The sequence below is a fragment of the Micromonospora violae genome (assembly GCF_004217135.1).
Taxonomy (GTDB): Bacteria; Actinomycetota; Actinomycetes; order Mycobacteriales; family Micromonosporaceae; genus Micromonospora; species Micromonospora violae.
Genome location: NZ_SHKK01000001.1, coordinates 2,244,692 through 2,266,332 on the forward strand (window position 1 = coordinate 2,244,692; position 21,641 = coordinate 2,266,332).

Annotated in this window: 19 protein-coding genes; 8 read left to right on the top strand and 11 right to left on the bottom strand. The window is 71.0% G+C overall.

The genetic code is table 11. From position 1 onward, the window contains the following. The first annotated feature begins 125 nt into the window (after nt 1-125). Nucleotides 126-998, top strand: coding sequence for a metallophosphoesterase family protein (locus EV382_RS10260; RefSeq protein WP_130401329.1), 873 nt, complete (start codon nt 126-128; stop codon nt 996-998). A 7-nt stretch (nt 999-1,005) separates the two neighbouring features. After that, nucleotides 1,006-1,461: a hypothetical protein gene (locus EV382_RS10265; RefSeq protein ID WP_130401330.1), complete on the top strand. Its 456-nt coding sequence runs from the start codon at nt 1,006-1,008 to the stop codon at nt 1,459-1,461. A 57-nt stretch (nt 1,462-1,518) separates the two neighbouring features. Here EV382_RS10265 and EV382_RS10270 read toward each other — a convergent pair whose 3' ends face one another. Then, nucleotides 1,519-2,814: a helix-turn-helix transcriptional regulator gene (locus EV382_RS10270; RefSeq protein ID WP_279636467.1), complete on the bottom strand. Its 1,296-nt coding sequence runs from the start codon at nt 2,812-2,814 to the stop codon at nt 1,519-1,521. 344 nt (nt 2,815-3,158) lie between these two features. Here EV382_RS10270 and EV382_RS33070 point away from each other — a divergent pair, with 344 nt between their 5' ends. The 3 genes from EV382_RS33070 to EV382_RS10285 all read left to right on the top strand — a co-directional run bounded on the left by EV382_RS33070 (nt 3,159) and on the right by EV382_RS10285 (nt 5,653). Further along, entirely contained in the window at nt 3,159-4,517 is a 1,359-nt protein-coding gene (locus EV382_RS33070; RefSeq protein WP_130401332.1) for an NsdA family TPR-like regulatory protein, read from the top strand. Nucleotides 4,518-4,558: 41 nt separating this feature from the next. Further along, nucleotides 4,559-5,059: an NUDIX domain-containing protein gene (locus EV382_RS10280; RefSeq protein WP_130401333.1), complete on the top strand. Its 501-nt coding sequence runs from the start codon at nt 4,559-4,561 to the stop codon at nt 5,057-5,059. A 69-nt stretch (nt 5,060-5,128) separates the two neighbouring features. Next, nucleotides 5,129-5,653 (top strand): GNAT family N-acetyltransferase, encoded by a 525-nt coding sequence (locus tag EV382_RS10285; RefSeq protein WP_130401334.1) that lies wholly within the window; start codon nt 5,129-5,131, stop codon nt 5,651-5,653. A gap of 112 nt (nt 5,654-5,765) precedes the next feature. On the opposite strand, the gene EV382_RS10290 is transcribed toward EV382_RS10285, so the two are convergent. The 4 genes from EV382_RS10290 to EV382_RS32680 form a co-directional block, all read right to left on the bottom strand. After that, on the bottom strand, nt 5,766-6,470 hold the full coding sequence (locus EV382_RS10290; protein WP_130401335.1) for an HAD family hydrolase: 705 nt from the start codon (nt 6,468-6,470) through the stop codon (nt 5,766-5,768). A gap of 157 nt (nt 6,471-6,627) precedes the next feature. Continuing rightward, on the bottom strand, nt 6,628-9,006 hold the full coding sequence (locus EV382_RS10295; protein ID WP_130401336.1) for a glycoside hydrolase family 99 protein: 2,379 nt from the start codon (nt 9,004-9,006) through the stop codon (nt 6,628-6,630). Between the two features lie 181 nt (nt 9,007-9,187). Then, nucleotides 9,188-10,393, bottom strand: a complete 1,206-nt coding sequence (locus EV382_RS10300) for a YeiH family protein (protein WP_130401337.1) — start codon at nt 10,391-10,393, stop codon at nt 9,188-9,190. Then, nucleotides 10,393-10,539, bottom strand: a complete 147-nt coding sequence (locus EV382_RS32680) for a hypothetical protein (RefSeq protein WP_165435755.1) — start codon at nt 10,537-10,539, stop codon at nt 10,393-10,395. The genes EV382_RS10300 and EV382_RS32680 overlap by 1 nt, the downstream gene beginning before the upstream one ends. A 327-nt stretch (nt 10,540-10,866) precedes the next feature. On the opposite strand from EV382_RS32680, the gene EV382_RS10305 reads away from it, so the two are divergent. Next, nucleotides 10,867-11,346 carry a hypothetical protein gene (locus tag EV382_RS10305; protein WP_130401338.1) on the top strand — a complete coding sequence of 160 codons (480 nt, stop codon included), beginning with the start codon at nt 10,867-10,869 and terminating at the stop codon, nt 11,344-11,346. A gap of 25 nt (nt 11,347-11,371) precedes the next feature. Here EV382_RS10305 and EV382_RS10310 read toward each other — a convergent pair whose 3' ends face one another. Then, the gene (locus EV382_RS10310; RefSeq protein WP_130401339.1) at nt 11,372-12,139 is read right to left on the bottom strand and encodes an alpha/beta fold hydrolase; all 768 of its coding nucleotides are present in this window, start codon (nt 12,137-12,139) and stop codon (nt 11,372-11,374) included. 59 nt (nt 12,140-12,198) lie between these two features. Between EV382_RS10310 and EV382_RS10315 the strand changes: the two genes are divergently transcribed. Next, a complete protein-coding gene (locus EV382_RS10315; RefSeq protein ID WP_244236619.1) occupies nt 12,199-15,240 on the top strand; it encodes an AfsR/SARP family transcriptional regulator in 3,042 nt (1,013 codons plus the stop codon). 7 nt (nt 15,241-15,247) lie between these two features. On the opposite strand, the gene EV382_RS10320 is transcribed toward EV382_RS10315, so the two are convergent. From EV382_RS10320 to EV382_RS10335, 4 genes are all read right to left on the bottom strand, one after another. Then, nucleotides 15,248-15,802: a dihydrofolate reductase family protein gene (locus EV382_RS10320; protein ID WP_130401340.1), complete on the bottom strand. Its 555-nt coding sequence runs from the start codon at nt 15,800-15,802 to the stop codon at nt 15,248-15,250. A gap of 73 nt (nt 15,803-15,875) precedes the next feature. Then, complete coding sequence (locus tag EV382_RS10325) at nt 15,876-16,442, bottom strand: hypothetical protein (RefSeq protein ID WP_244236620.1); 567 nt, start codon at nt 16,440-16,442, stop codon at nt 15,876-15,878. Between the two features lie 44 nt (nt 16,443-16,486). Continuing rightward, a complete protein-coding gene (locus EV382_RS10330) occupies nt 16,487-19,156 on the bottom strand; it encodes a carboxylate--amine ligase/circularly permuted type 2 ATP-grasp protein (RefSeq protein ID WP_208758360.1) in 2,670 nt (889 codons plus the stop codon). A 158-nt stretch (nt 19,157-19,314) separates the two neighbouring features. Beyond that, the gene (locus EV382_RS10335; protein WP_130401341.1) at nt 19,315-19,881 is read right to left on the bottom strand and encodes a DJ-1/PfpI family protein; all 567 of its coding nucleotides are present in this window, start codon (nt 19,879-19,881) and stop codon (nt 19,315-19,317) included. A gap of 53 nt (nt 19,882-19,934) precedes the next feature. On the opposite strand from EV382_RS10335, the gene EV382_RS10340 reads away from it, so the two are divergent. After that, entirely contained in the window at nt 19,935-20,879 is a 945-nt protein-coding gene (locus EV382_RS10340) for a GlxA family transcriptional regulator (RefSeq protein WP_130401342.1), read from the top strand. A 101-nt stretch (nt 20,880-20,980) separates the two neighbouring features. Here EV382_RS10340 and EV382_RS10345 read toward each other — a convergent pair whose 3' ends face one another. Continuing rightward, the gene (locus EV382_RS10345; RefSeq protein WP_130401343.1) at nt 20,981-21,631 is read right to left on the bottom strand and encodes a cellulase family glycosylhydrolase; all 651 of its coding nucleotides are present in this window, start codon (nt 21,629-21,631) and stop codon (nt 20,981-20,983) included. Nucleotides 21,632-21,641: the final 10 nt, after the last annotated feature.

Below are 21,641 nucleotides of genomic sequence, written 5' to 3' on the forward strand. Positions count from 1 at the left end.
CCGGTTTGGGGCTGTCGGACGCCTGCGCTTTCCCGCCCGGTCCGCGGATATGCGGCCCGTCAGATCGGCCCGAACAGCAGGAACAGGGGTTTCCGGACCCTCCCGCGCCGTCCTAACCTCGGAGGGTGAAACTTCCGCCCCGACTGCGGGCTGTCAGCGACCTGCACGTCGGGCACCCGCAGAACCGCGCGTTCGTGCAGGGGTTGCACCCGGACAACGACGGCGACTGGCTGCTCGTCGCCGGGGACGTCGGTGACCGGTACGCCGACATCGAGTGGGCGCTCGGGCTCCTGAGCAGCCGGTTCGCACGGGTCGTCTGGGCACCCGGCAACCACGAGCTGTGGACACCACCGCGCGACCCGGTCACGTTGCGCGGCGAGGAGCGCTACCAGGAACTGGTGCGGATGTGCCGGCGGTTGGGGGTGCTCACCCCGGAGGACCCGTACCCGGTGTGGGACGGCGACGGCGGCCCGGCCACCATCGCCCCGCTCTTCGTGCTCTACGACTACACGTTCCGGGTGCCGCAGGCACGCACCCAGCAGGAGTCCCTGGCCCTGGCGTACGCCGCCGGGGTGGTGTGCACGGACGAGGCGCTGCTGCATCCCGACCCGTACCCGAGCCGGGAGGCCTGGTGCGCGGCCCGGATCGCCGAGACCGAACGCCGACTGGCCGAACGCGACCCGACGCTGCCGACGGTGCTGGTGAACCACTACCCGCTGGTGCGAGAACCCACCGACGTCCTGCGGTACCCGCTGTTCGCCCAGTGGTGCGGCACCGTCCGCACCAGCGACTGGCACCTACGCTTCGACGCGGCCACCGTCGTCTACGGTCACCTGCACATCCCCCGCACCACCTTCCACGACGGGGTGCGTTTCGAGGAGGTCTCCCTCGGCTACCCCCGCGAGTGGCAACTCCGAGGGCCGGTGCCCGACCCGGTCCGCACCATCCACCCGGCCGACGACAGACGCCGACGCTCATCCGTCACACGAATGGAATGATCAATCGGTGAGCCAAACGGATGAACTTGACGACGACAACTGGCTGAATGGTGAGGAGATCACCTGTCCGGAGTGCCACGAACGGCTCTACCGCCTCGACCACTCGCCACTCCTGGACTGCTACTTCCTCTACTGCGACAGCTGCCCGATGCGGGTGGACATCAGCTACTACGACAGCACGTGTACGGCCATCGCGGACGCGCTGCCGTCCCGGGACGACGCCTACGCCACGCTGATGGCGGCACTTGAGGCACGGCTGCGGCCCTGCGACTGCGGCGGGCGGTTCCGGGATTCGGCACCCCGGCGCTGCCACCGGTGCTCCACCGTCCTGACGGCCATCAGCGCACCCTCCGGTGTCGACGTCTGGCCAGGTGGGTGGACAGGTGAGGAGATGGACTTCGACTCCGTGGAAGAGCAGTTCACCGCCAGGTACTTCCGCACGGAGAACCTCTGGAAGCACTGACGCTGCCGCCGTTACGCACCATCCACCCGGCCTACGACAGGTGCCTGCGCTCCTCCGTCAGCGGGTGAGGCCGACCACCGTGGCCAGTCGCGCCACGCCGGCCGGCGCCGGCTGCGCGCGAGCAACATCGGCGATGACGGTACGCGCCAACGGCCGGCACCGAACCTCACCCGGCGCGATGCTGTCCGCGTCGACAAGCGCGCGGGCGGCCCCGCGCAGGTCACCCACCTGGAGGTACGCCCGAGCGACGTCCACCAGGTACGCACCCCGATACTCGGCCGGCAACCGCCGCCACGCCTCCCGCCGCACCACGGTCGAATGCCGCCGCAGCGCCTCAACGGCGTCACCCCGTTGCGCCGCCACGAGCACCCGCGCCAATTCAACGGCGACCGGCCCAAAGCTGGTGCGGTGCGGATCGTCGTACCCCCTCAGCCTGGCCGCGACTCCCGCCGCCCGCTCAGTCAGCTCGTCCGCCCGACGGTGCTCCCCACACCCGGCCGCAGCAAGCGCGGCCTGCACCAGCAACGTCCCACCCACCGCCCACTCCCCCGCCGACCGCTGACGCGCAACCCCGCCCCCACCCGTGCCCGTGCCCCGGCCCTCGCCCCGTTGATCATGAGGTTGACGGGTGATTTGATCTTCAAACGGCCCGTCAACCTCATGATCACGTGGGCGGGCTGGGTCGGGGAGGAGGCGGTTGGCCGCAGACAGGGTCGCGGTTAGGGCTAGGTGGTCGCGGTTGCAGGCGCGGAGCGCCTGGGCTATCGAGATGGTCGCTGTCGCCGCGAGCAGCGGATCGTCGCCGGCGGCGGACATCGCGCGGTCGGCGGCCAGCCAGGCCAGGTCGGCCTCGCCGAGCTTCACCAGCAGCGACGAAGTGATCCGGTACGCCTGCACCAACAGCTCCGGCGACCGCACGCCCTGGGCAGCGTCGAGCAGACCCGGCAACACCCGCACCAACTGCCCGTAATGCGCATGCTGATAGGTCAACCACGCGTGCCCAACCTGCCGTCGCAGCTCGTCCGTCCGCGGTGGAACCCGCGGGATGTCGTAGCGGGCAAGGGCGGCCCGGATGTCGTCCACCCCGTCCGGCGTGCCCACCGGAGTGGCCTGCGGCTGACCGAGCAGCACCTCCGGGTCGACCCGCAGGACGTGGGCCACCTCCTGAATCACCGAGTACCGGTCCAGGGTGCGAGCGCCCCGCTCCACCTTGTCCACCCAACTCTTCGACCTACGCACCCGATCCGCGAGCATCTGCTGCGTCATCGACCGCCGCACCCTCCATCGGGCCACCCGTCGACCGATCGGGATGTCATCGCTGCTCACGCCGCCACCGCCGGTCCGGGACCGCACGGGTCGTGTCGTCTACGGGTACACGCTCCGCCTCGGCCTGCGCCAGAAGGCGCTGCTTGGCAGCCTCCCGCTCGACCGCCTCTGACTGCTCGCCTCTACTCGTGGGCGATTCGCCTTGCATTCCCACCTCCGTCTACCAGGGCGCGACGCTCGGACATCGCCGGCACCCAGGACTCCTGCAATCACCGAAGCCGGTTGCCGAACGACGAACCAGATGGCAAGCAATGCGCTCGATTGCGCTGCTCAGGACGTGGGTTGCGCGGGATTGCGCCGGTCTCCGCAGAACCGAATCAACCCATAGGCTCGTCACTAGTCGTAGTTGACCGATACCTGGAGGCGGAACCATGGCGCGACCGGTGACGAACGCGGCGTTCGAAGGGCTGCTAATTGCCGCTGGCTACGGCACCGCGCACGCCGCTTTCGCTCGCCAGCTCAATCACGCCGGCCGCAACCAGGGCACCTGGCGGTACGACGCTGCCAGCGTCTACTGGTGGTTACGCGGTCGCCGGCCAGGCGAACACGTCCAGGCCGCCATGGCCGAGACGCTGACCCGCAAGCTCGGTCGCTCCGTCGCCGTCACGGAGCTGGGCTTCGGTGCGGCCGACACCATCGGAACGTGCGTCTATCCCGCGTCCGTCGGCGGCGCGATAGATACCGCCGAGCAGATCTGGACGAGGCTCGCCAAGCAGCTCAGCTCACAGGTCACCGGGCCGTTCGACAGCGGCAAAGCCCTACAGGCGGCACTCGGTTGGCGGTATGACCTACCCGACGAGTCGGCCAGTCGTAGCGGTCGACAGCAAGTCACCCCCACCGACGTTCAGTCGCTGTACGGGCTGGCGGACCACTTCACCGACCTCGATCGGCGCCACGGCAGCGGCTCTCCGCGGACCCGTTCCCTCATGGCCGACTTCCTCGTACGCCAGGTCGCACCCATGCTGCACGGCACTTACACCGGAGCCGTGGGACGCGACCTCATGCGGGTAACCGCGACATTGTGCGGGCAGCTCGCCTTCATGTCCTACGACGCGGGCGACCATGCCACCGCCCAACAACACATGACCGTCGCCTTGCGGCTAGCCAAGGCCGCCGACGACCGCCTCTACGGCGCTCACCTGCTGGCCAACCTCGCCACCCAGGCCGTGCACCTGGGCCACTCCCGGGACGCGGCCCGGCTCGCCGAAGCGGCCATCGACGGGGCAGGGCGCGCGCCGGCCGCCGTGCTCGCTCGGCTGCACGCCACCGCCGCCACCGCTTACGGGCAGTCGGGCGAGCGACGTGGCTGCCAACTCGCGCTCGCCAGAGCCGAGCGTGCGCTCGGCCGCGCAGGCGCAACCCCCGGCCCACGCTGGGTCACCTACTTCAGCCCGGCCCACCTCGCCGGAGCCGCGTTGAGGTGCCTCGGCGACCTGCAGCTGTATTCGCAGGCCCTTAACCACGCTCCCGACGCTCTCACCCTTGCCAGCGAAAACACCCGAACGCGCGCCCTGCACACCGCTCTCCTCGCCGTGACTCTTGCCCGCGCCGGGGACACCGACGCCGCCTGCATCTGGGGTCGGAAGCTGGCACAGCACGCCTCGGATATCCATTCGGCACGTGTTCAACAGCGCGTCCGCGAACTGAGTGCGGCGCTCAGCCCTCAGCAGGCGTCGCCCCAGGTCAACGAGGTCCTGCGCAGCCTCGCGACCCTGCCGACAGCTGCGTAGCGCGAGAGCCCCACCTGGGCCCATCCGCTAGCGTCACCGAGGTGACCTGGACGGAGCCTGCCACGTGGTACGCCAACCTGGCTTCCTTCCACGCCGCCGCTGCGGCCTTCATCACCGACCCGGTCGGCAACGTGCTGCTCGTCAAACCCACGTACCGCGACCACTGGGCCTTCCCCGGCGGCTATGTCGACGAGGGTGAGTACCCACATGATGCCTGCGCCCGTGAGGTCCGTGAAGAGTTGGGGATCTCCGTGGTGGTGGGTGACCTCCTCGTAGTGGACTGGGCACCGCCCGCCGGGCAGCGGCCACGCGCGATTGTCAGCTTCACGTTCGACTGCGGGTCCATCGCCAATCTCGATGGTCTCGATCTGCCGGGACAGGAGTTGGAGGGCGTCGCCTTCTTCTCGCCGCGAGAGGCCGAGCAGCGTCTTCCCGACAATGTCGCCGCACGAGTTCATGCGGCGATGAACGCCCGTGACCTACGCGCTCCGCTGTACCTTGCTGGCGGCTCGGTCATTTCACCCTTCTCCCGGCCGACATAACCCCGTGACTGCAGGCAAAGGATCAGGACGTCGGCCTCCTGTGCCCTCTTGATCCGGCATGATGACGGGATGCTGAAGCCTGCCACTCTTCGGTCGGTCCTGCCCGGTGACCTACTCCTCATGGAACGGCTGTGGCAGCTGTACCGGCACGACCCGTCTGAGTTCCGGGACACATTGCCGGATGACGTCGGCCTGTTCACCCCTGGCCGGCTGCGGACCTACCTCCAGGACCCCGACAGCGCCGGCTACATCATCTGTCGGGACACCCGACCCGTGGGCTTTGCATTTGTCTCCAACTTGAACATCCAGCCGCTGCGCATCGCCGAATTTTTCGTCGTGCGGGCTGTGCGCCGCTCGGGCGTCGGACGTCTCGCCGCCCAGCAGCTTTTCGCCAAACACCGAGGACACTGGGAGGTGCCATTCCAGGAAGAAAACCCTGGTGCCGCCCGCTTCTGGCGTCGGCTCGCCGCCGAGGTCTGCCCGACGGGTTACCGAGAGGAACGACGTGCTGTTCCCGGCAAACCGCACATCACTCCAGACACCTGGCTACTACTGACGGAGCCGATGCCCGCGGTGATCGCCTCTTCGGTGTGAAGGAACGATCGCCCGGCGATGAGCTGCGGGAGTAGCAGCGCTGAGCTGCCCGAATGGTCCACCAGCATCCATGGGCGTCCGGCCTTGGTCGCGTCCGTCGTCACCCAGTTGGTCACCCAACCCGACCGTCAGACGTTGAAGCGGAACTTAGACCGGCCGATTCGCGCAGCAGGGCGGGTAGGTCGCCAAGGGTAGCGAACGCACGTCCGCCCCAGCTCGGATCGGTGTCGTTGTGCTCAGTGGTACGAAGCACGTTCATACCGACCGCTGCCGCGCCGGCCAGTTCGCCGTCTGCGCCGTCACCGACGAAGACGCACTCTGCCGGCGCGACGCCCAACCGCTCAGCGGCAATGCGATAGATCGCCGGGTGGGGCTTGGCCAGTCCGACTTCGCAGGAGAAGACCGCGACGTCGAAGCGGCGGGCAAGAGGGCTTTGCGGCCATGCCTCGGCGGTCTCCGAGGTGGCGTTGCTGATAAGGGCCAGCGAACGCCCGTCGTCGCGCAGCGCGTCAAGCACGTCCAGGGTGGCGGTCGAGACAGTACCCAGCACCCGACGCGCGAGGGCTCGCCGATGTCCACCGGCCCGTGTCACCTGTTCGTCGGTTGGCGTGCCGCCAAGGCGTCCGGCGAGAATGCGGACGGTCTCCTCCACGTCCCACCGGACCAGCCGGTCACGCCAGGTGGCGTGGTACGCGGCGACCAGCGCGGCCGGAGCCACCCCGACCACGAGCGCCATCTCGCCAACTACCCGGTCACGCTCGTCATCGGCACCGTGAACCAGGGTATGGAAGAGGTCGAAGATCACCGGTCGGGACATGTGCGGATCCTACTGAGATCGTCGCCGCTCTCACTCTGCTTGCCCTCCCTCGGGGCTGACCGGGCCACAATGACGTGGACCTTGGCGAGGTGCGGCTTGCGCCCGTTCGATGAGATGGACGGCCGCCGGTCGGCGTCCGGCGGCCGCCCACGTCCAATCAGCTGGCGTAGACCTCGAGCGTCGACAACTGCCCAGCCGGCCACCCCGTGTTACCCGTGACGGTGATCCGCACGTAGCGGGTCTGAGCTGCGGTGAAGGTCAGCGCCACCTCATTGCCAGTCGCCGGGTCGAAGGTCCGCCCGGCCGAGCCGACGAGCGTGCTGAAGCTTCCCCCGTCGGCACTCCCCTGCACCAACAAGGTCTGCGTCCGCGTGGCCCAGGCCGATGATGGCGGCAGCTTCAGCACCACCCGCCCGACCGTGCGCGACGCACCCAGGTCGACCTGGACCCACTGCGGGAACGCGTTGTTGGCGCTCTCCCAGTAGCTGTTCGCGTCACCGTCGACCACGTTGCCCGACCCGTAGCTCTGGACATGACTGCTCTCCGACGTCGGTCGACCCCGGGCGAGGTCCGCGTTGGCTGCGGCGTCCGTAGTGACGGTGACCGCGTTGGACGCGCCGGAGGTGTTGCCGGCGGCGTCGCGCGCGACGACCGTGAACGTGTACGCGGTGGACGGGCTGAGCCCGCTCACCGTCGCCGTGGTGCCGGTGACGGTGGCGACCACAGTGCCGCCCTGGCGTACCTGGTAGCCGGTCACCCTGGTGTCGTCCGTGGAGGCCGTCCAGGTCAGGGACACGCTCGTCGAGGTCTTGCCGGTGACGGTGAGGCCGCTCGGCGCGGTCGGTGGGTTGTCCGGGACGGTGCTGCCGGCGTACACCTCGACTTTGGCGAGCTGGCCCGCCGGCCAGCCGGTGTTGCCGGCGATGCTGAGCCGGACGTAGCGGGTGGTGGTGGTCGTCAGGGTGCGGGTGACGGTGTTGCCGGTGCCCGGGTCGAAGGTGTACGCGGAGGCCGCGGCGATGGTCGAGAAGGAGTCGCCGTCGACGCTGCCCTGCACGGTGATGGTCTGGGTGCGTGCGCCCCAGCCGGCGGGCAGCCGCACCACCAGCTTGTTGACCTGGTGGCTGGCGCCGAGGTCGACCTGCCACCAGTGGGGGAACGCGCCGTTGGTGCTCTCCCAGTAGCTGCCGGCATCGGAGTCCACCGCGTTCGACGCCAGGAACGGGCCGTTCTGGCTGCTGGCCGAGGTGGACCGGCCGGCGGCGAGGTCGCTGCCGGTCGGGGGTGGGGTGCCGACCATCGGCGGTGTGGGGCGGACGGCGGTGAGGGCGAGTTGACCCTTGAGCATCCGGCCGCCGTCGGCGGTGATCCGCAGGTAGTAGTCGGCGGAGCAGGCGACGCCGTCCTCGTCCAGGGCCCGGATGTTCGCGCCGGCCGGGGTGGTGGCCTGGGTCTCGGACGTCTTGGCGATCTGGTTGCCCTCGTTGTACTCGTCGAACATGGACACGTAGAGGCCCTGGGAGCCGAGCCGGACCATGTTGTAGATGTGCCGCCAGTAGAAGTCGCCGTGCCGGCGGTGCCCTCCGGCGAGGTCGCCGGGCATCACGCAGGGCAGGTAGTCGATGCCGTGCGCCGCGCAGTCGGCCAGGTCGCCGATGTTGACGTTGTGGTAGTACGAGTCAAGGCCCTCCAGGGTGGTGGTCCGGTAGACCATCCACGGTGAGATCGCGTGGAAGGCGTGGTAGACGTCGAGGAAGCCGGGGCGGGAGTCCTCGATGCCCTGCCGCCACCAGGTGGGCACGCCGCCGATGACGTAGCAGCCCTGCGCCTTGAACCAGTTGACGACCTCCAGGCAGGGCCCGGGGGTGAAGGGGCGGCTGGGCTCGCTGAAGCCGAAGCCCCAGATGCAGACGACGGGTTTGCCGTTCTGTCGGGCGTACGCCGACGACGCGGTGTGCGCCACCATCTTCGTCGTCCAGTCGGTCTTGATCTCCGACTGGAAGCTCAGCCAGTCGGTGACGTCGTACATGATGTAGAACTTGCGGCCGTGGCGTTCGGCGGCGGAGCGCACCTTCTGTGCCATCGCGTCGCGGGTCGGGCCCTCGTCGCCCATCGGGTTGAACCGTTGCAGCGCGGCGGTGTCGCAGCCGTACTCCTGCATCCAGCGGAAGTGGGTGTCCACCGTCTGCTGGTCGTACGAGGAGAAGAGGGTGGCTGCCTGGCCGTTGCCCAGGTTGGGGTACGCGGTGGGATAGCTGCGCGTGTACTCGCGCGTGTCCGGCCAGGACACGATTGTGGTGTTGGCGGGCGACGGCGGCTGGAACCGGTCGCGGCCCCAGTGCCACCACCCGCCGATCGGCGCCCCGTCGCCGGGGGCGCTGAACCAGCCCTGGTAGCCGACGGTCACCTTGCCGACCACGTCCCCCGGAGGGCTGGCGGCGTGCGCCGGGCGGGCGAACAGCTCAGTGGTGGAGGCTGCGGCGAGGGCGGACCCGGCCAGCACCGATGTGACGAACCTGCGGCGGGACACCGCCATGACGACCACTCCTTCTTCGACGGAAGGGATTGACGGCCATCGTGGCAGCAGTGGATGCCGACCCGCAAGAGTCAGACTGATCGATGAAATTTCCGATCAGGTGACGGAAATTGCGGGCTGTCGGTGCGGAGGGGCAATTGGTTGGCGGGGCCGGAGCCGCTCTGGCTCCGGCCCCGCACAGTCAGGCGGAGAAGTTGCGGAACAACAGGGACGCCAGGCCCAGCGCCAACGCCAGGTTGAACACGGTGGCGCTGGCGAACACCGCCACCGGCCGCCAACCCGCCTCCCGCAGCGACGCGACCCGGACCTCCAGGCCGATGCTGACGAAGGCCAGGATCAGGAACCAGACGCGCAGGTCGTTGACGATGGCGATGGTGGCCTTGCCGTCCGCGCCCGCCGCGTCGAGGTACCAGGTGGCGATGACCGAGGCCGCGATGAAGCCCAGGACGAACTTCGGGAACCGCGTCCACAGCTCACCGAGGCCCGGTCGGGCCGCGCCGGGCCGTCGTTCCACCCGCAGGGTGAAGTACGCGGTGAGCGCGACCGCCACCACACCCATCAGGGCGTTCTGGGTGACCTTGACGATGCTGGCGATCTGGAGCGCCTCCTCACCGGCGAGCGCTCCCGCGGCGGTGACCGCGGCCGTGGTGTCGATGTTGCCACCGATCCAGGCGCCGGCCACCGCGTCGGAGAGCCCGAACACGTCGGCCAGCCAGGGCAGGATGAAGATGGACGGCAGCGCGAAGACGATGACCAGACTCGCCGTGTAGGCCAACTGCTCGCGGCGCGCCCGCACCGCCCCGGCGGCGGCGATCGCCGCGCTGACCCCGCAGATCGACACCGCCGACGCGAGCAGCGCCCGCAGCCTGTCGTCGAGGCCGAACCTGCCGGCCAACCACCAGGTGAACAGGAAGACCCCGCTGATCAGCAGGATCGCCTGGGCGATCGCCGGGCCGGCGGCGCTGGCGATGACGGCCAGGTTGATCGACGCCCCGAGCAGCACCAGACCGGTCTTGATGAAGAACTCGGTCCGGAACGCAGCGGCGATCCGGTCCCGCCACCCGAGCAGGGTGACGGCGACGTTGCCGAGCAGGCCGAGCAGGATCGCGTAGACCGGGTACTCGATCGCCGCTCCGATGTCCTCGACGGCGGTGCCCTCGGCCCAGGCTGGGACGTTCTGCTCCAGGTAGCGGGTGAGCGCGGCGAGCCCGACCACGATCAGCAGGCCGAGCGCGGTCCAGGCCCAGAACGCCCCGGTACGCGGCACGCTGGTCGGCTCGGCGGGCCCGGCGGTGGTTGAGGACCCGCTGGGCTCGACCACCTCGTCGGCGGGGGTGGCGTCGGTCGTGCGGGCTGCACTGTTTGTGCGGGTCGCGTCGGCGGTCATCAGGGCACCAGCCCGGCGGGGATGGCACCGAGCAGGACGAGGGCGAGCAGGGCCAGGCCGAGGATGGTCGCCACCCAGTCCTCGTTGAAGGCGAGCCGGGACTCGCCGGCTGTCGGTGGGGTGGACGGTGACTGGTCGGATGTCATGGCGTACTCCATGGTCGTGAACCGATCCGGCCAGGCCGGATCGGTCGAAGGTGCGGTGCGGAGGATGCGGGGCTGCGGTGCTCAGTCGGTGGCCGGTGCGCCCGGACAGAGCTCGCTGGCGGTCCGCATCAGGTCGACGACCCGACGCAAGGTGAGGAGCGGACCAACCGACATTCACCTATTTTCCTACCGGCACGATAGGAATTCAAGGGCATTGACGTGGATTCTCCCCGTGCCCTGGCACGGACCGTCGCAGCCGGGCGCCATGGCACGGGCCCCGGGCATCGGACCGCCGGGTGAGAATGGTCGGTGATGCGGGAGGCGCCGATGCGGATCGACTCACTGCCCCACCTGGACGAACACACCACGCTCGTCGCGGCGACGCCCGATGAGGTCTGGCCGCACCTCGCCGACGTCGTCGAAGCGACGTTCTCGCGACCCGGCATGACCGGGTACGCCCGCCTGGTGGGCGCCGCCGACCCCGTCACGTCCGGGCCCCGACCACTCACCGAGGGCTCAACATTTCCCGGGTTCCACGTCGCCACCGCGATCCCCGGCCAGGAACTGGCCCTGCGCGGCAGTCATCGGTTCTCGACCTACGCGCTGATCTTCCGCCTCGACGCGGAGGGTCCAGCCCGGTCCCGGCTGCGAGCCGAGACCCGAGCGGTCTTCCCCGGCCTGGCCGGCGGCCTCTACCGGCACCTGCTGCTCAGATCGGGCGGTCACGTCCTCGGCGTGCGACGCATGCTCACGGCGGTCCGCCGCCGATCCGAACAGGCTCCGCCGTCCGACGCGACGAGTTCGTGATCCCGGCCGCACACCGACACTCCGTCTATGCCTCCGGCCCGTCCTCGGCCAGGAACTCGTCGATCATCGGGGCCAGCCAGTCGGCGCGCTGCGGGATCGTGGTGTGGGTGGTGCCGGGCAGGATCGCCAGCCGGCACGCCGGCAGGCCGGTCAGGTCGCCGGGCACCGCGCCGCCGAGCAGCCGGAACATCCGCACCGCGTGTTCGGGTTGGACGATGTCGGCGTCGGCCAGCACGATCATGGTGGGTGCGGCCAACGCGCGGATCTGCTCCGGCGTCCAGCACGGCAGTTTCGCGTCGAGGACCTTCATCTTGGTGACCAGGGTCGCCCAGCCCGCCGGGTCCGGCGCGGTCCGCAGGTACTCCTCGTGGAACTCCGAACCGTGCAGGTGCTCCGGTTGCAGGTCCTGGATCCCGTCGAGCAGCCCGGGATGCAGGCCGTCCTCGTCGAAGCTCACCGAGGCGAGCACCAGCCGGCCCACCCGGTCGGCGTGGTGGGTGCCGAGACGCAGCCCGACCGCCGCGCCCATGCTCCAGCCGTACACGTCCGCCCGCCCCACGCCCAGCCGGTCGAGCACCTCGACCACGTCGGCGGCGAAGTGCTCCACGGTCAGTGGACGGTCCACGTCGGGCGTACGCCCGTGGGCCTGCAACTCGACCGCGATCACCCGCCGGTTCTTCGCCAGCAGCGGCAGGATCGTGCCGAACGACGTACCGATGCCGGAGAGCGCGCCGTGGATCAGCACCAGCGGTCGACCCTCACCATTGCCGTGCGTCTCGTGGTAGATGTCCATGCCCACACGGTGCGCCACCGCGCTTACGGTCGGCTTCAGCTCTGCTTACCGAGGCTAGGATGACCGCCGTGCAGTTCGGGGTGCTCGGGCCGCTCGCCGTGACCACCGACGCCGGCGAGCCGGTGGTCGTACCCGGCACCAAGGTCCGCGCGCTGCTGGCCGACCTGCTGACCAACCGCAACCAGGTGGTCTCGGCCGACCGCCTCATCGACGACCTGTGGGGTGACGACTCCCCCGCCAACCCCGCCGGGGCCCTCCAGGTGCGGGTGTCGCAGCTGCGCAAGGCGCTCAACGACGCCGAGCCGGGTGCCCGCGAGCTGGTCGAGTCACGACCGCCCGGCTACCTGCTGCGGGCCGACAACGTCGACGCGGACCGTTTCGTCGAGCTGACCCGCAGCACCGACGCCGACCGGCTCACCGCGGCTCTCGCGTTGTGGCGCGGCGACGCGTACGCCGATCTGGCCGACGCCGAGTTCGTCCGCGCCGAGGCGACCCGCCTGGCCGAGCAGCGCCTCGCGGCGCACGAGCGACTGGCCGAGGCGCGGGTGGCCCGGGGTGAGCACGACATGGTCGCGGCCGACCTGGCCGAGCTGGTCGCCCGGCACCCGCTGCGGGAGGGCCTGCGGGCGGTGCAGCTACGCGCGCTGTACGCGGCCGGACGCCAGTCTGAGGCGCTGGACAGCTACGCCGACCTGCGCGACCGACTCGCCGAAGAGTTGGGCCTCGACCCCGGCCCGGAACTGGTCGCGCTGCACCGCAGGATCCTCGAACAGGACGCCGAACTGAGCGCGCCGCCGAAGGCCGCGATCATCCGCAACAGCCTGCCGGCCCAGCTCGACGAGTTGGTCGGGCGCGCCGAGGCGGTGACGGAGCTGCGCGGGCTGCTGCCCCGGCAACGCCTGGTGACGCTGGTCGGGCCGGGCGGTGTCGGCAAGACCCGACTGGCCACCGAGGCAGCCCGGACCCGGTCCTGCCCGGACGGCGTCCACCTGGTGGAGCTGGCGCCACTGCCGGCCGGTGACCCGCGCATCGCCGAGCAGGTCCTCGGCGTGCTGGACGTCCGGGAGGCCGCCGGCACGACCCTGTCCGCGACCGACCGCCTCGTCGCGGCCCTGCGGCACCGGCACCTGCTGCTCGTGCTGGACAACTGCGAACACGTCGTCGAACCGGTCGCCGCGCTGGTCGCCCGACTGCTGCGCGACGCGCCCGAGGTGAGCGTCCTCGCCACCAGTCGGGAGCCACTGGGCCTGACCGGGGAGCTGCTCTGGGAGGTACCCCCGCTGTCGCTGCCCGAGGACGGTGACGTGGACACGGTCCGGCGCTCGGCGGCGGCGCGTCTGTTCGCCGCCCGCGCCGCCGCCCAGCAGCGTGGATTCCGGCTGGACGAGCGGACCGCGCCGGCGGTGGCCCAGCTCTGCCGTCGCCTCGACGGCCTCCCGCTGGCCCTGGAGCTGGCCGCGACCCGGGTCCGCGCGCTGGGCGTACGCGGGGTGGTGGACCGGCTCGACGACCGGTTCCGGCTGCTCAGCACCGCCCAGCGCGACGTCCCACCGCGGCAGCGGACGTTGACCGCGGTGATCGCCTGGAGTTGGGATCTGCTGGACGACCCCGACCAGACGGTGCTCGCCCGGTTGGCGGTGTTCCCCGACGGCTGCACCCCGGAGGCCGCCGAACAGGTCTGCCGGACCGACCTGGACGCCCTCGCAAGGCTGGTGGACCGGTCCCTGGTGGTACTGGACGACTCCGGGGCGGCCCCCCGCTACCGGCTGCTCGAATCCGTCGCCGCGTTCTGCCTCGAGCGTCTGACCGACACCGACGAGGTACGCCGACGGCACGCCGCCTACTACACCGAACTGGCCGAGCGCGCCGACCACGGGCTGCGCGGGGCCGATCAGCAACGCTGGCTCGCGCTGCTCGACGCCGAACTGGCGAACCTGCGGTCGGCTCTGGTGCACGGTGGCGGGCTGCGCCTCGCGGTCGCGCTGAGCTGGTACTGGTTTCTGCGTGGCCGGCTCACCGAGGCACGGCGCGCGCTGGCCCAGCCTGGTGATCCGGAGCAGGAGGCCCGCGCGGCCCCCTGGCGGGTCGGCTTCGCCCTGATGCAGGGCGAGGCGGTCGCGCCGGACGATGTGCGCGCCGCGGTCGCCGCCGTTCCGAATAGTCACGCCGCGTGGTTCGCGGCGAACGCGGTGATCGAGCACAGCGACCTGGCCCTGGCATCGGAGGTGCTGCCCACCGCCGTCGACGATCCGTGGATCGAGGCCGCGGTGCTCTCCTCCCTGGCCCACATCGCGCACGCCAACGGTGATCAGACCACCCTGGAGCGCACCGCGACCCGCAGCGCCGCGCTCTTCGCCGACATCGGCGATCGGTGGGGTCGGCTCCGGGCGACGGAGTGGGTGGGTGGGTTGGCCGACATGCGCGGTGAGCACGAGCGGGCCATCGCGCTGCACCGGGAAGGGCTGCGCTGGGCCGAGGAGTTGGCGCTGTGGCCGCAGGTCTGCGCCGAGCTGTCCTGGCTGGCCTGGCTCGCCGTGCAGACCCGCGACTACGCCCAGGCCCGGCAACTGGCCGAACGCGCCTACAGCCTGGCGGTCGAGCAGGCCGCACCCGGTGCGCTGGTCTTCGCGGAGATGAGCCTGGGTATGGCCGCTCGCCGCGACGGCAAGCTCGATCTGGCCGTCACGCACCTCACCCGCCTCGTCGACCTGGGTCGGGGCGAGGACCCGCCGGCGCTGTACCTGCCGATGGTGCTGGTCGAGTTGGGCCACGCGGTCGAGCAGGGCGGTGACCCGGACGGGGCGCTGGCCCTGCACGTCGAGGCGTTCGAGGCCGCCGAGGCGATGGCGACGATGCGGGACGCGATCGGCCCGCTGGAGGGGATGGCGGCGGCGGTCCGCTCCCCCGAGGTCGCGGCCCGACTGCTGGGTGCGGCGGCCGCCGCCCGGCTCGCCACGCAGTCCCCCGCCGCGCCGGCCGAACGCGACGACACCGACCGGGTGACCGCGCGACTGCGCGCCGAGCTCGGGCCGGAACACTTCGACGCGCTGCTCGCCGAGGGCGCGCAGCTGAGCCCGGGCGAGGCCCGGGCTCAGCTCTGATCTCTGGTCAGGCCGTCGTCTTCGGCCGGTACGACGCGATGATCACGCCGCTCTTGTGCACCCGGGTGTCGACCAGGTCGAACGACGCCTTGAAGTCGGTCAGCGGCGCCGTCAGGTTGGTGGCGCCCTCCAGCACCGGGTGGATCCAGAACCGGACCTCGTCCACCAGGCCCGCCCGGATCAGCTGGGCGGTGACCGAGCCGAAGCCGTACTGGATGATGTTCCTGCCCGCCTGGGCCTTGAGCGCGGTGACCGCCTCGACCAGATCACCCTGGATCACCTCGGTGTTGTTCCAGGTGGGGTCGGTCAGGGTGGTCGAGGCGACGTACTTCTTGACGTTGTTGAAGTAGGCGGCGCCGGTGGTCGGGTCGTTCTCGTCCATGGTCGGCCAGGCGGCGGACATGCCGTCGTAGGTGGCCCGGCCCATCAGCATCGCGTCGGCCTCGTCGGTCTGCGCACCGGCGAGGCTCATGGCCTCCTCGTCGAAGTACGGCCCGGTCCACATCGGGTTCTCGATGACGCCGTCGAGGGTGAGGTAGGTCGAGTTGATGAGCTTGCGCATCGGAATCTCCTGGGTGTCTGTCGTGTTCTCCGGTGACACCCAGAACTCTGCCGACCTCCGCTTACGATTCGCTTCAGGTCCCCTTACCCGCGTCTTCCGCCCGGCCCGACGCCGGGTCGGTCGACGGGATCGGCAGCGCCTGCGGGGTCACCGTGCCGCCGCCGGTCGAGTGGGCCGGGGCGGGGCGGTCACCGAGGCGGCTGTGCAGACGCCCACGCCCGGCCGGCCCGGCCCGGCGGGTCACCTCGACCGTCACCATCCGCACCGGCGGTGGCGGCACGGTGAAACGCCCGACGCCCCACCGCACCCAGATCGGAATCCGGCCGGCGTCCGCCTCCGCGCGTAGCTTCTGCACCGTACGGGCCCGGTCGGTGTGGTCGACCTCCACCACGACGGGCGGACCGTCGGGACGGGCACAGGCCACGTCGAGAACCGAGTGCCGCTGCTGAAGCGGCGGTGGCAACGGCAACACGCTGGGGGCGCGCCGGTAGACCCGCCACCCCTGGGCCTCGGCCCACCGCACCACCGAGTCGATCACCCGCGCGGTGACCTCGTCGGTGTCCAGGTCGACGAAGGTCACCTCGGTCAACCAACGGCCCAGGTCCGCGGCCAACCGTTCGCCCTGCGCCGCGACCTCCACCGGCGCAGGATAACGCCTCAGCCCGACCACGGTCGCGGTGTGGGTTACACCAACGGTTCGTCCGCTCCACCGAGCAGCCAGGTGTCCTTCGACCCGCCGCCCCGCGACGAGTTGACGATCATGCTGCCGGCCGGCGCCACCCGGGTCAGCGCCACCGGCGCCACCTCGGCGGTGTCACCGAGGAACACGAACGCCCGCAGGTCGACGTGGCGGGGAACGAGCGCCGTACCGTCGAAGACCGGGTGCGTGGTCAGCGCGACCATCTCCTGGGCGATCCACCGGTGCGGGGCCGCGAGGATCTGCTCCCGGACGGCGTCCAACTCCTCGGCCTCGGCCCGAGGGCCGATCACCACCCGGTCACCGCCGTACCCGTCGACCGGCTTGAGCACCAACTCGTCGAGCCGACCCAGCACCTCGGACCGCTGCTCGGGCAGCCCACACAGGTACGTGGGCACGTCCCCGAGCAGCGGCTTCTCGCCCAGGTAGTACTCGATCAGCCGGGGAACGTACGCGTACAACGCCTTGTCGTCGGCGACACCGTTGCCCAGCGCGTTGGCCAGCGTGAGCCGCCCGGCGTGCACCGCGGCGAGCAGCGGCCACCCCAACGGCACCCCGTCCGCGCCCGGCGCGTGCAGCAGCGCCTCCTCGTCCATCCGCAGGTAGATCACGTCCACCTCGCGGCGGCAGCCCTCACGGACCAGCCGGACCCGGCCCTCCTCCACCAGCAGGTCGCTGGTCTCGGTCAGCGGCACACCCATCTCGTCGGCGAGCAGCCGGTGCTCGAACCACGCCGGATCACCTGGACCGCCGCTGAGCACCACCACGGCGGGGTCGTCGGTCGCGGCGGGTGCGGCGGCGACCAACGCCCGGTACAGCATCGCCGGCGTCTCGTCGGCGGGCAGCAGATCCTTCGGTGCCGGCAGTTCCGGCAGCACCGCCCGGGTGAGCCGGCGGTTCTGCACCGCGTAGCCGATCCCGGAGGGCACCCGCAGGTTGTCCTCCAGCACGTACCAGCCACCGGCGGGGTCGCGGACCAGGTCGGTGCCGGACACCTGGATGCGGGTGCCCCGCCGGCCCATCAGCGCCCCGGTCGGGCGCAGCCCGGGTGACGACTCCACCACCCACGCCGGCACCACGCCGTCGGCCACCACGGTCCGGTCGGCGTAGACGTCGCGCAGGAACGCGTCGAGGGCGCGGGCGCGTTGCACCAGGCCGGTACGCAGGCTCCGCCAGTCGGCGGCGGGCACCACCCGGGGCACCAGGTCCACCGGGAACAGCCGGGTGCTCGCCTCACCGGCCACACTGAACGTCACCCCCCGGGCCCGCTGCTCCTCGTCCCGGTCGTGCTCGCGTTGACGCAGGGCGCCGGCACCGAGCTGGCGCAGGGCCGCCAGCATCGGGGCGTACACCGGTTGCGGTCCGGCCGGTCCGAAGACCTCGTCGCCGGCATCGGTGTACGTGGGCAGCGCCGGTGGTGTCGACGCGCCCGGCAGCGGCCCGCGGGCCTGGCCCCGCGTCTCGTCGAGCAGCAGGTCGACCACGTCGGCCAACCGGCCACGCCGCTGGTACGCCCGCCGCTGTCGGGCGGCGGAGCTGCCGCGTTCCAGTGCGTACCGGGTCAGCTCGCGGACCTGCTCCCAGTCCCCGGTCGCCTCCAACTGTGGGCGCAGGTCGGTCACCAGGCGGCCGACCGCCTGGGCGGCCGGGACCGGTCGGGCCGAGCGGGGCAGGTCGAGCAGGTCACCTTCCAGGCCGGAGCGGGCCGCCCGCCACACGGCGGCGCGCAGCACCGGTGGTCGCACGGCGGTGCGCTCGACCCCGGCGCGCAGGGCGGCGACCTCCCGCCGGACGAGCGCCCGGAACAGGCCGGCGAGCAGGACGATGGTCTCCACGTCGGGGTTGGCGTCGGTGATCCGCAGTTCCACGGTGGGCACGTGCGCCGACGGCCGGACATCGAAATAGATCATGGCGGGGTCGGTGATGGTCTCGGAGGCGATCAGTTCGGCGACCAGCGCCTCGTGGTCGGCGGCGCTGGTCACCTCACCCGGGTCGCCGGCGGTGGGCCAGCGCTGCCAGACCAACGACCGGACGCTGGCGTACCCGCTGTCCTGCCCCAGCCAGTAGGGCGAGCTGGTGGAGAGGGCGAGCAGGGTCGGCAGCCACGGCTGGACCCGACGGGTGACCGCCACCGCCAGATCCCGATCGGAGACGCCGACGTGCACCTGCGCCCCGCAGATCAGCTGCTCCCGGGCGAGCAGCTGGTACTCGTCGAGCATCCGTCGGTAGCGGGAGGTGGGTGTGACGCTGGGGTCGCCGTCGGCGCGCAACGGCACCGTACCGGCCGCCACGATGCCCAGCCCGGCCCGGTCGGCGACCTGGACGGCGCTCTGCCGCAGCCCGGTCAGCTCGGCGCGAATCTCGTCGAGGGTGCGGCAGACCGCGGTGTTGGTCTCCACCACGCTGCGGTGCAGCTCGGCGGTGAACGAGGCCGCCGGCAACCGGTCGAGCAACTCGCCGGCGCGGGGCACCAACTCCCGGGTGTGCAGATCGACGACGTGGAACTCCTCCTCCACCCCGATCGTGGCCAGGTCAGCCGGGTCGCCGTCGTCGAGCGCCAGGGCCCGGATGGTGCGCGGCGTGGGCGGTGTCCGGCCGTTGCCGGACCGGCCCACCGGCCCGTCGTAAGTCGGCGCGTTCGTGGTGTTGTCGGCCATGGTCACCCCGGTTCGCGTGTCGGTGGGTGTCGACTGTCGACTGTCCGACGAGCGTTCCGAGGGTTGGTACCGGAGGTGTTTCCGGCGCGTTAAGGTGACGCGCTTGTTCTGTCCGGCTGCTCAGCGCGGGTGGTCAGCCAGCCGATGGGGTCGCGCCGTCAGCGGGTCTGCGGCCGGTACTCGATGGTCGCGGCGACCCGGTTCGCCGTGTCGGCGCCGAGTTCCCGTTCGGTGAGCCACAGGCCCAGATCGAGCCCGGCCGAGAGAGCGCCGGCGGTGACCCGGTCACCGTCGTCGACCACCCGCTCGTCGAGCACCGTGACCTCCCGCGCGCGCAACTCGTCGTACGCGTTGCGGTTGGTGGTCGCCCGCCGGCCACTCAGCAGACCGGCGGCTGCGAGGAGCAGCGCACCGGTGCACACCGACGCCATCCAACGCGCCGACGGCGCCAGCGCGGCCAGCCTGGCCGGGAGCACGCCGCGCTGCGCCTGGGCCCAGGCACCCTCGGCGGCCCGGTTCAACCACCCTCCACCGGGGACGATTACACCGTCGGCCTGGCTCAGCACCTCGGTGACCTGGAGGTGGACGCCCCGCATGCTGGTGACCAGGGCTGGCCGTTCGACGGCGACCAGCCGCACATCGAACCCGGCCATCGACAGCACCTCGAACGGCCCGAAGACGTCCAGTTCGTCGAAGCCGTCGAACACCACGATCTCGATTCGCATACCGCTCAGGATCGCCGCACGACCGCACGGCGGCGAGTGGCATCCTTGCCATCATGCGTAAGAGTTCCGCCACGCATCGGGTCGCCGTCCTCGCCCTACCCAGGGTCGTCGCCTTCGACCTGACCATCGCGACGCAGGTCTTCGGCCACGAGGGCCACGGCCGGTATGCGACGACGGTGTGCGCACTGGACAGCGGCCCGGTCTCCACCACCACCGCCGGCCTGGGGCTGACCGTCGCCGCGACGCTTGACGCCCTCGACGACGCCGACACCGTGATCGTGCCCGGATTCCGCCGCGGCCCGGCACCGAAGCGCGCCCTCGAAGCGCTACGGCTGGCGCACGGTCGGGGCACCCGCATCGCGTCGATCTGCACGGGCGCCTTCGCGCTGGCCCAGGCCGGTCTGCTCGATGGCCGCCGCGCGACCACCCACTGGGCGCACGCCGACGCGCTCGCGGACGAGCACCCCCGGGTGCTGGTGGACCCGAATGCGCTCTATATCGACGAGGGCGAGGTGCTGACCAGCGCCGGGCTCGCCGCCGGCCTCGACCTGTGCCTCTACCTGGTCGGCCGCGACCACGGGCAGGATGTCGCCATCCACCGGGCCCGTCACCTGGTCACCCCACTGCACCGGGCCGGCGGCCAGGCACAGTTCATTCCGGTCGGCGGCGAAGGTGAGGACGACGAGCTGGTTGCGGTCACCGCGTGGGCGATCAGCAACCTGCATCGTCGGATCACCGTCGCGGACCTTGCCCGGCAGGGGGTGATGTCCAGCCGCACTCTGCACCGCAGCTTCCAGAACCGGTTCCGGATGAGCCCCCGAGCCTGGCTGATCCAGCAACGGCTGCGCGCCGCCTGCACGCTGCTCGAGAACGGCGACATCACCGTGGACGAGGTCGCACGGCGCACCGGCCTGGGCACGGCGACCAACCTGCGGGCGCATTTCCAACGGGCCTTCGCTACCACCCCTACCGCGTACCGGCGGGCCTTCACCCCCTGACCCGTCCGACAGTGCCTGGTGATGTCGGGGCCTCCCGCCGGCCTGGACACCCGACATCACCAGTCGCGATTCGATCGATCACGGCCCCGCAGCGACCAGGGTCACCTCATGTTCGCCACCACGAACGGCGCGTGCCCGTGCAGGTAGTTGGTCCACCCGCCGGTCACCGGCGCGCCCGGGCTGAGCAGGTTGGTGGTGTCAGTGCCGACGTCGAGCTTCCAGGCCGTCCAGGAGACGCCGTTCGCCGTCATCCAGTCGATCCAGGACTGCGCCTCCGGCAGGCAGGCCCGGCCGTCCAGGCCGCCGTCGGCGTTGCTGGCCCCCCACTCCGTCACGAACAGCGCCAGACCCGCGCGGATGGCGGCGTCCCCCTTGGCGCGCAGCGACGACCCGTGCGTGCAGGAGTAGAAGTGCAGCGTGTACATCAGGTTGGTGCCGCTGACCGGGCTGGCCGCCGCGACGTCCACGTCCTGTGACCAGGTCGGGGTGCCGAGCACGATGATGTTGTCCGGGTCGGCGGCGCGGATCGCGGACACCACCGCCTGGTGGTACGGCTTGATGACGTTGGCCCAGCTCACCTGCAACGGCTCGTTGTAGGGCTCCCAGATGACGTTGGGCAGGTGGCCGTACCGGCGGGCCAGGTCACCGAAGAACGCAACCGCCTGGGACTGGTTGTTCTGCGCCTCGTGCGCGTGCCAGTCGACGATCACGTACACCCCGGCGGTGACCGCGTTGTTGATGATGGTCTCAATTCAAGGTCGG

Bases quoted from the DNA above. Each gene is read 5' to 3' on its own strand.
- EV382_RS33070 (WP_130401332.1), top strand. From the start codon at position 3,159: ATGGCGCGACCGGTGACGAACGCGGCGTTCGAAGGGCTGCTAATTGCC.
- EV382_RS10285 (WP_130401334.1), top strand. From the start codon at position 5,129: ATGCTGAAGCCTGCCACTCTTCGGTCGGTCCTGCCCGGTGACCTACTC.
- EV382_RS10290 (WP_130401335.1), bottom strand. From the start codon at position 6,470: ATGTCCCGACCGGTGATCTTCGACCTCTTCCATACCCTGGTTCACGGT.
- EV382_RS10295 (WP_130401336.1), bottom strand. From the start codon at position 9,006: ATGGCGGTGTCCCGCCGCAGGTTCGTCACATCGGTGCTGGCCGGGTCC.
- EV382_RS10300 (WP_130401337.1), bottom strand. From the start codon at position 10,393: ATGACCGCCGACGCGACCCGCACAAACAGTGCAGCCCGCACGACCGAC.
- EV382_RS32680 (WP_165435755.1), bottom strand. From the start codon at position 10,539: ATGACATCCGACCAGTCACCGTCCACCCCACCGACAGCCGGCGAGTCC.
- EV382_RS10305 (WP_130401338.1), top strand. From the start codon at position 10,867: ATGCGGATCGACTCACTGCCCCACCTGGACGAACACACCACGCTCGTC.
- EV382_RS10310 (WP_130401339.1), bottom strand. From the start codon at position 12,139: ATGGACATCTACCACGAGACGCACGGCAATGGTGAGGGTCGACCGCTG.
- EV382_RS10315 (WP_244236619.1), top strand. From the start codon at position 12,199: ATGACCGCCGTGCAGTTCGGGGTGCTCGGGCCGCTCGCCGTGACCACC.
- EV382_RS10320 (WP_130401340.1), bottom strand. From the start codon at position 15,802: ATGCGCAAGCTCATCAACTCGACCTACCTCACCCTCGACGGCGTCATC.
- EV382_RS10330 (WP_208758360.1), bottom strand. From the start codon at position 19,156: ATGGCCGACAACACCACGAACGCGCCGACTTACGACGGGCCGGTGGGC.
- EV382_RS10335 (WP_130401341.1), bottom strand. From the start codon at position 19,881: ATGCGAATCGAGATCGTGGTGTTCGACGGCTTCGACGAACTGGACGTC.
- EV382_RS10340 (WP_130401342.1), top strand. From the start codon at position 19,935: ATGCGTAAGAGTTCCGCCACGCATCGGGTCGCCGTCCTCGCCCTACCC.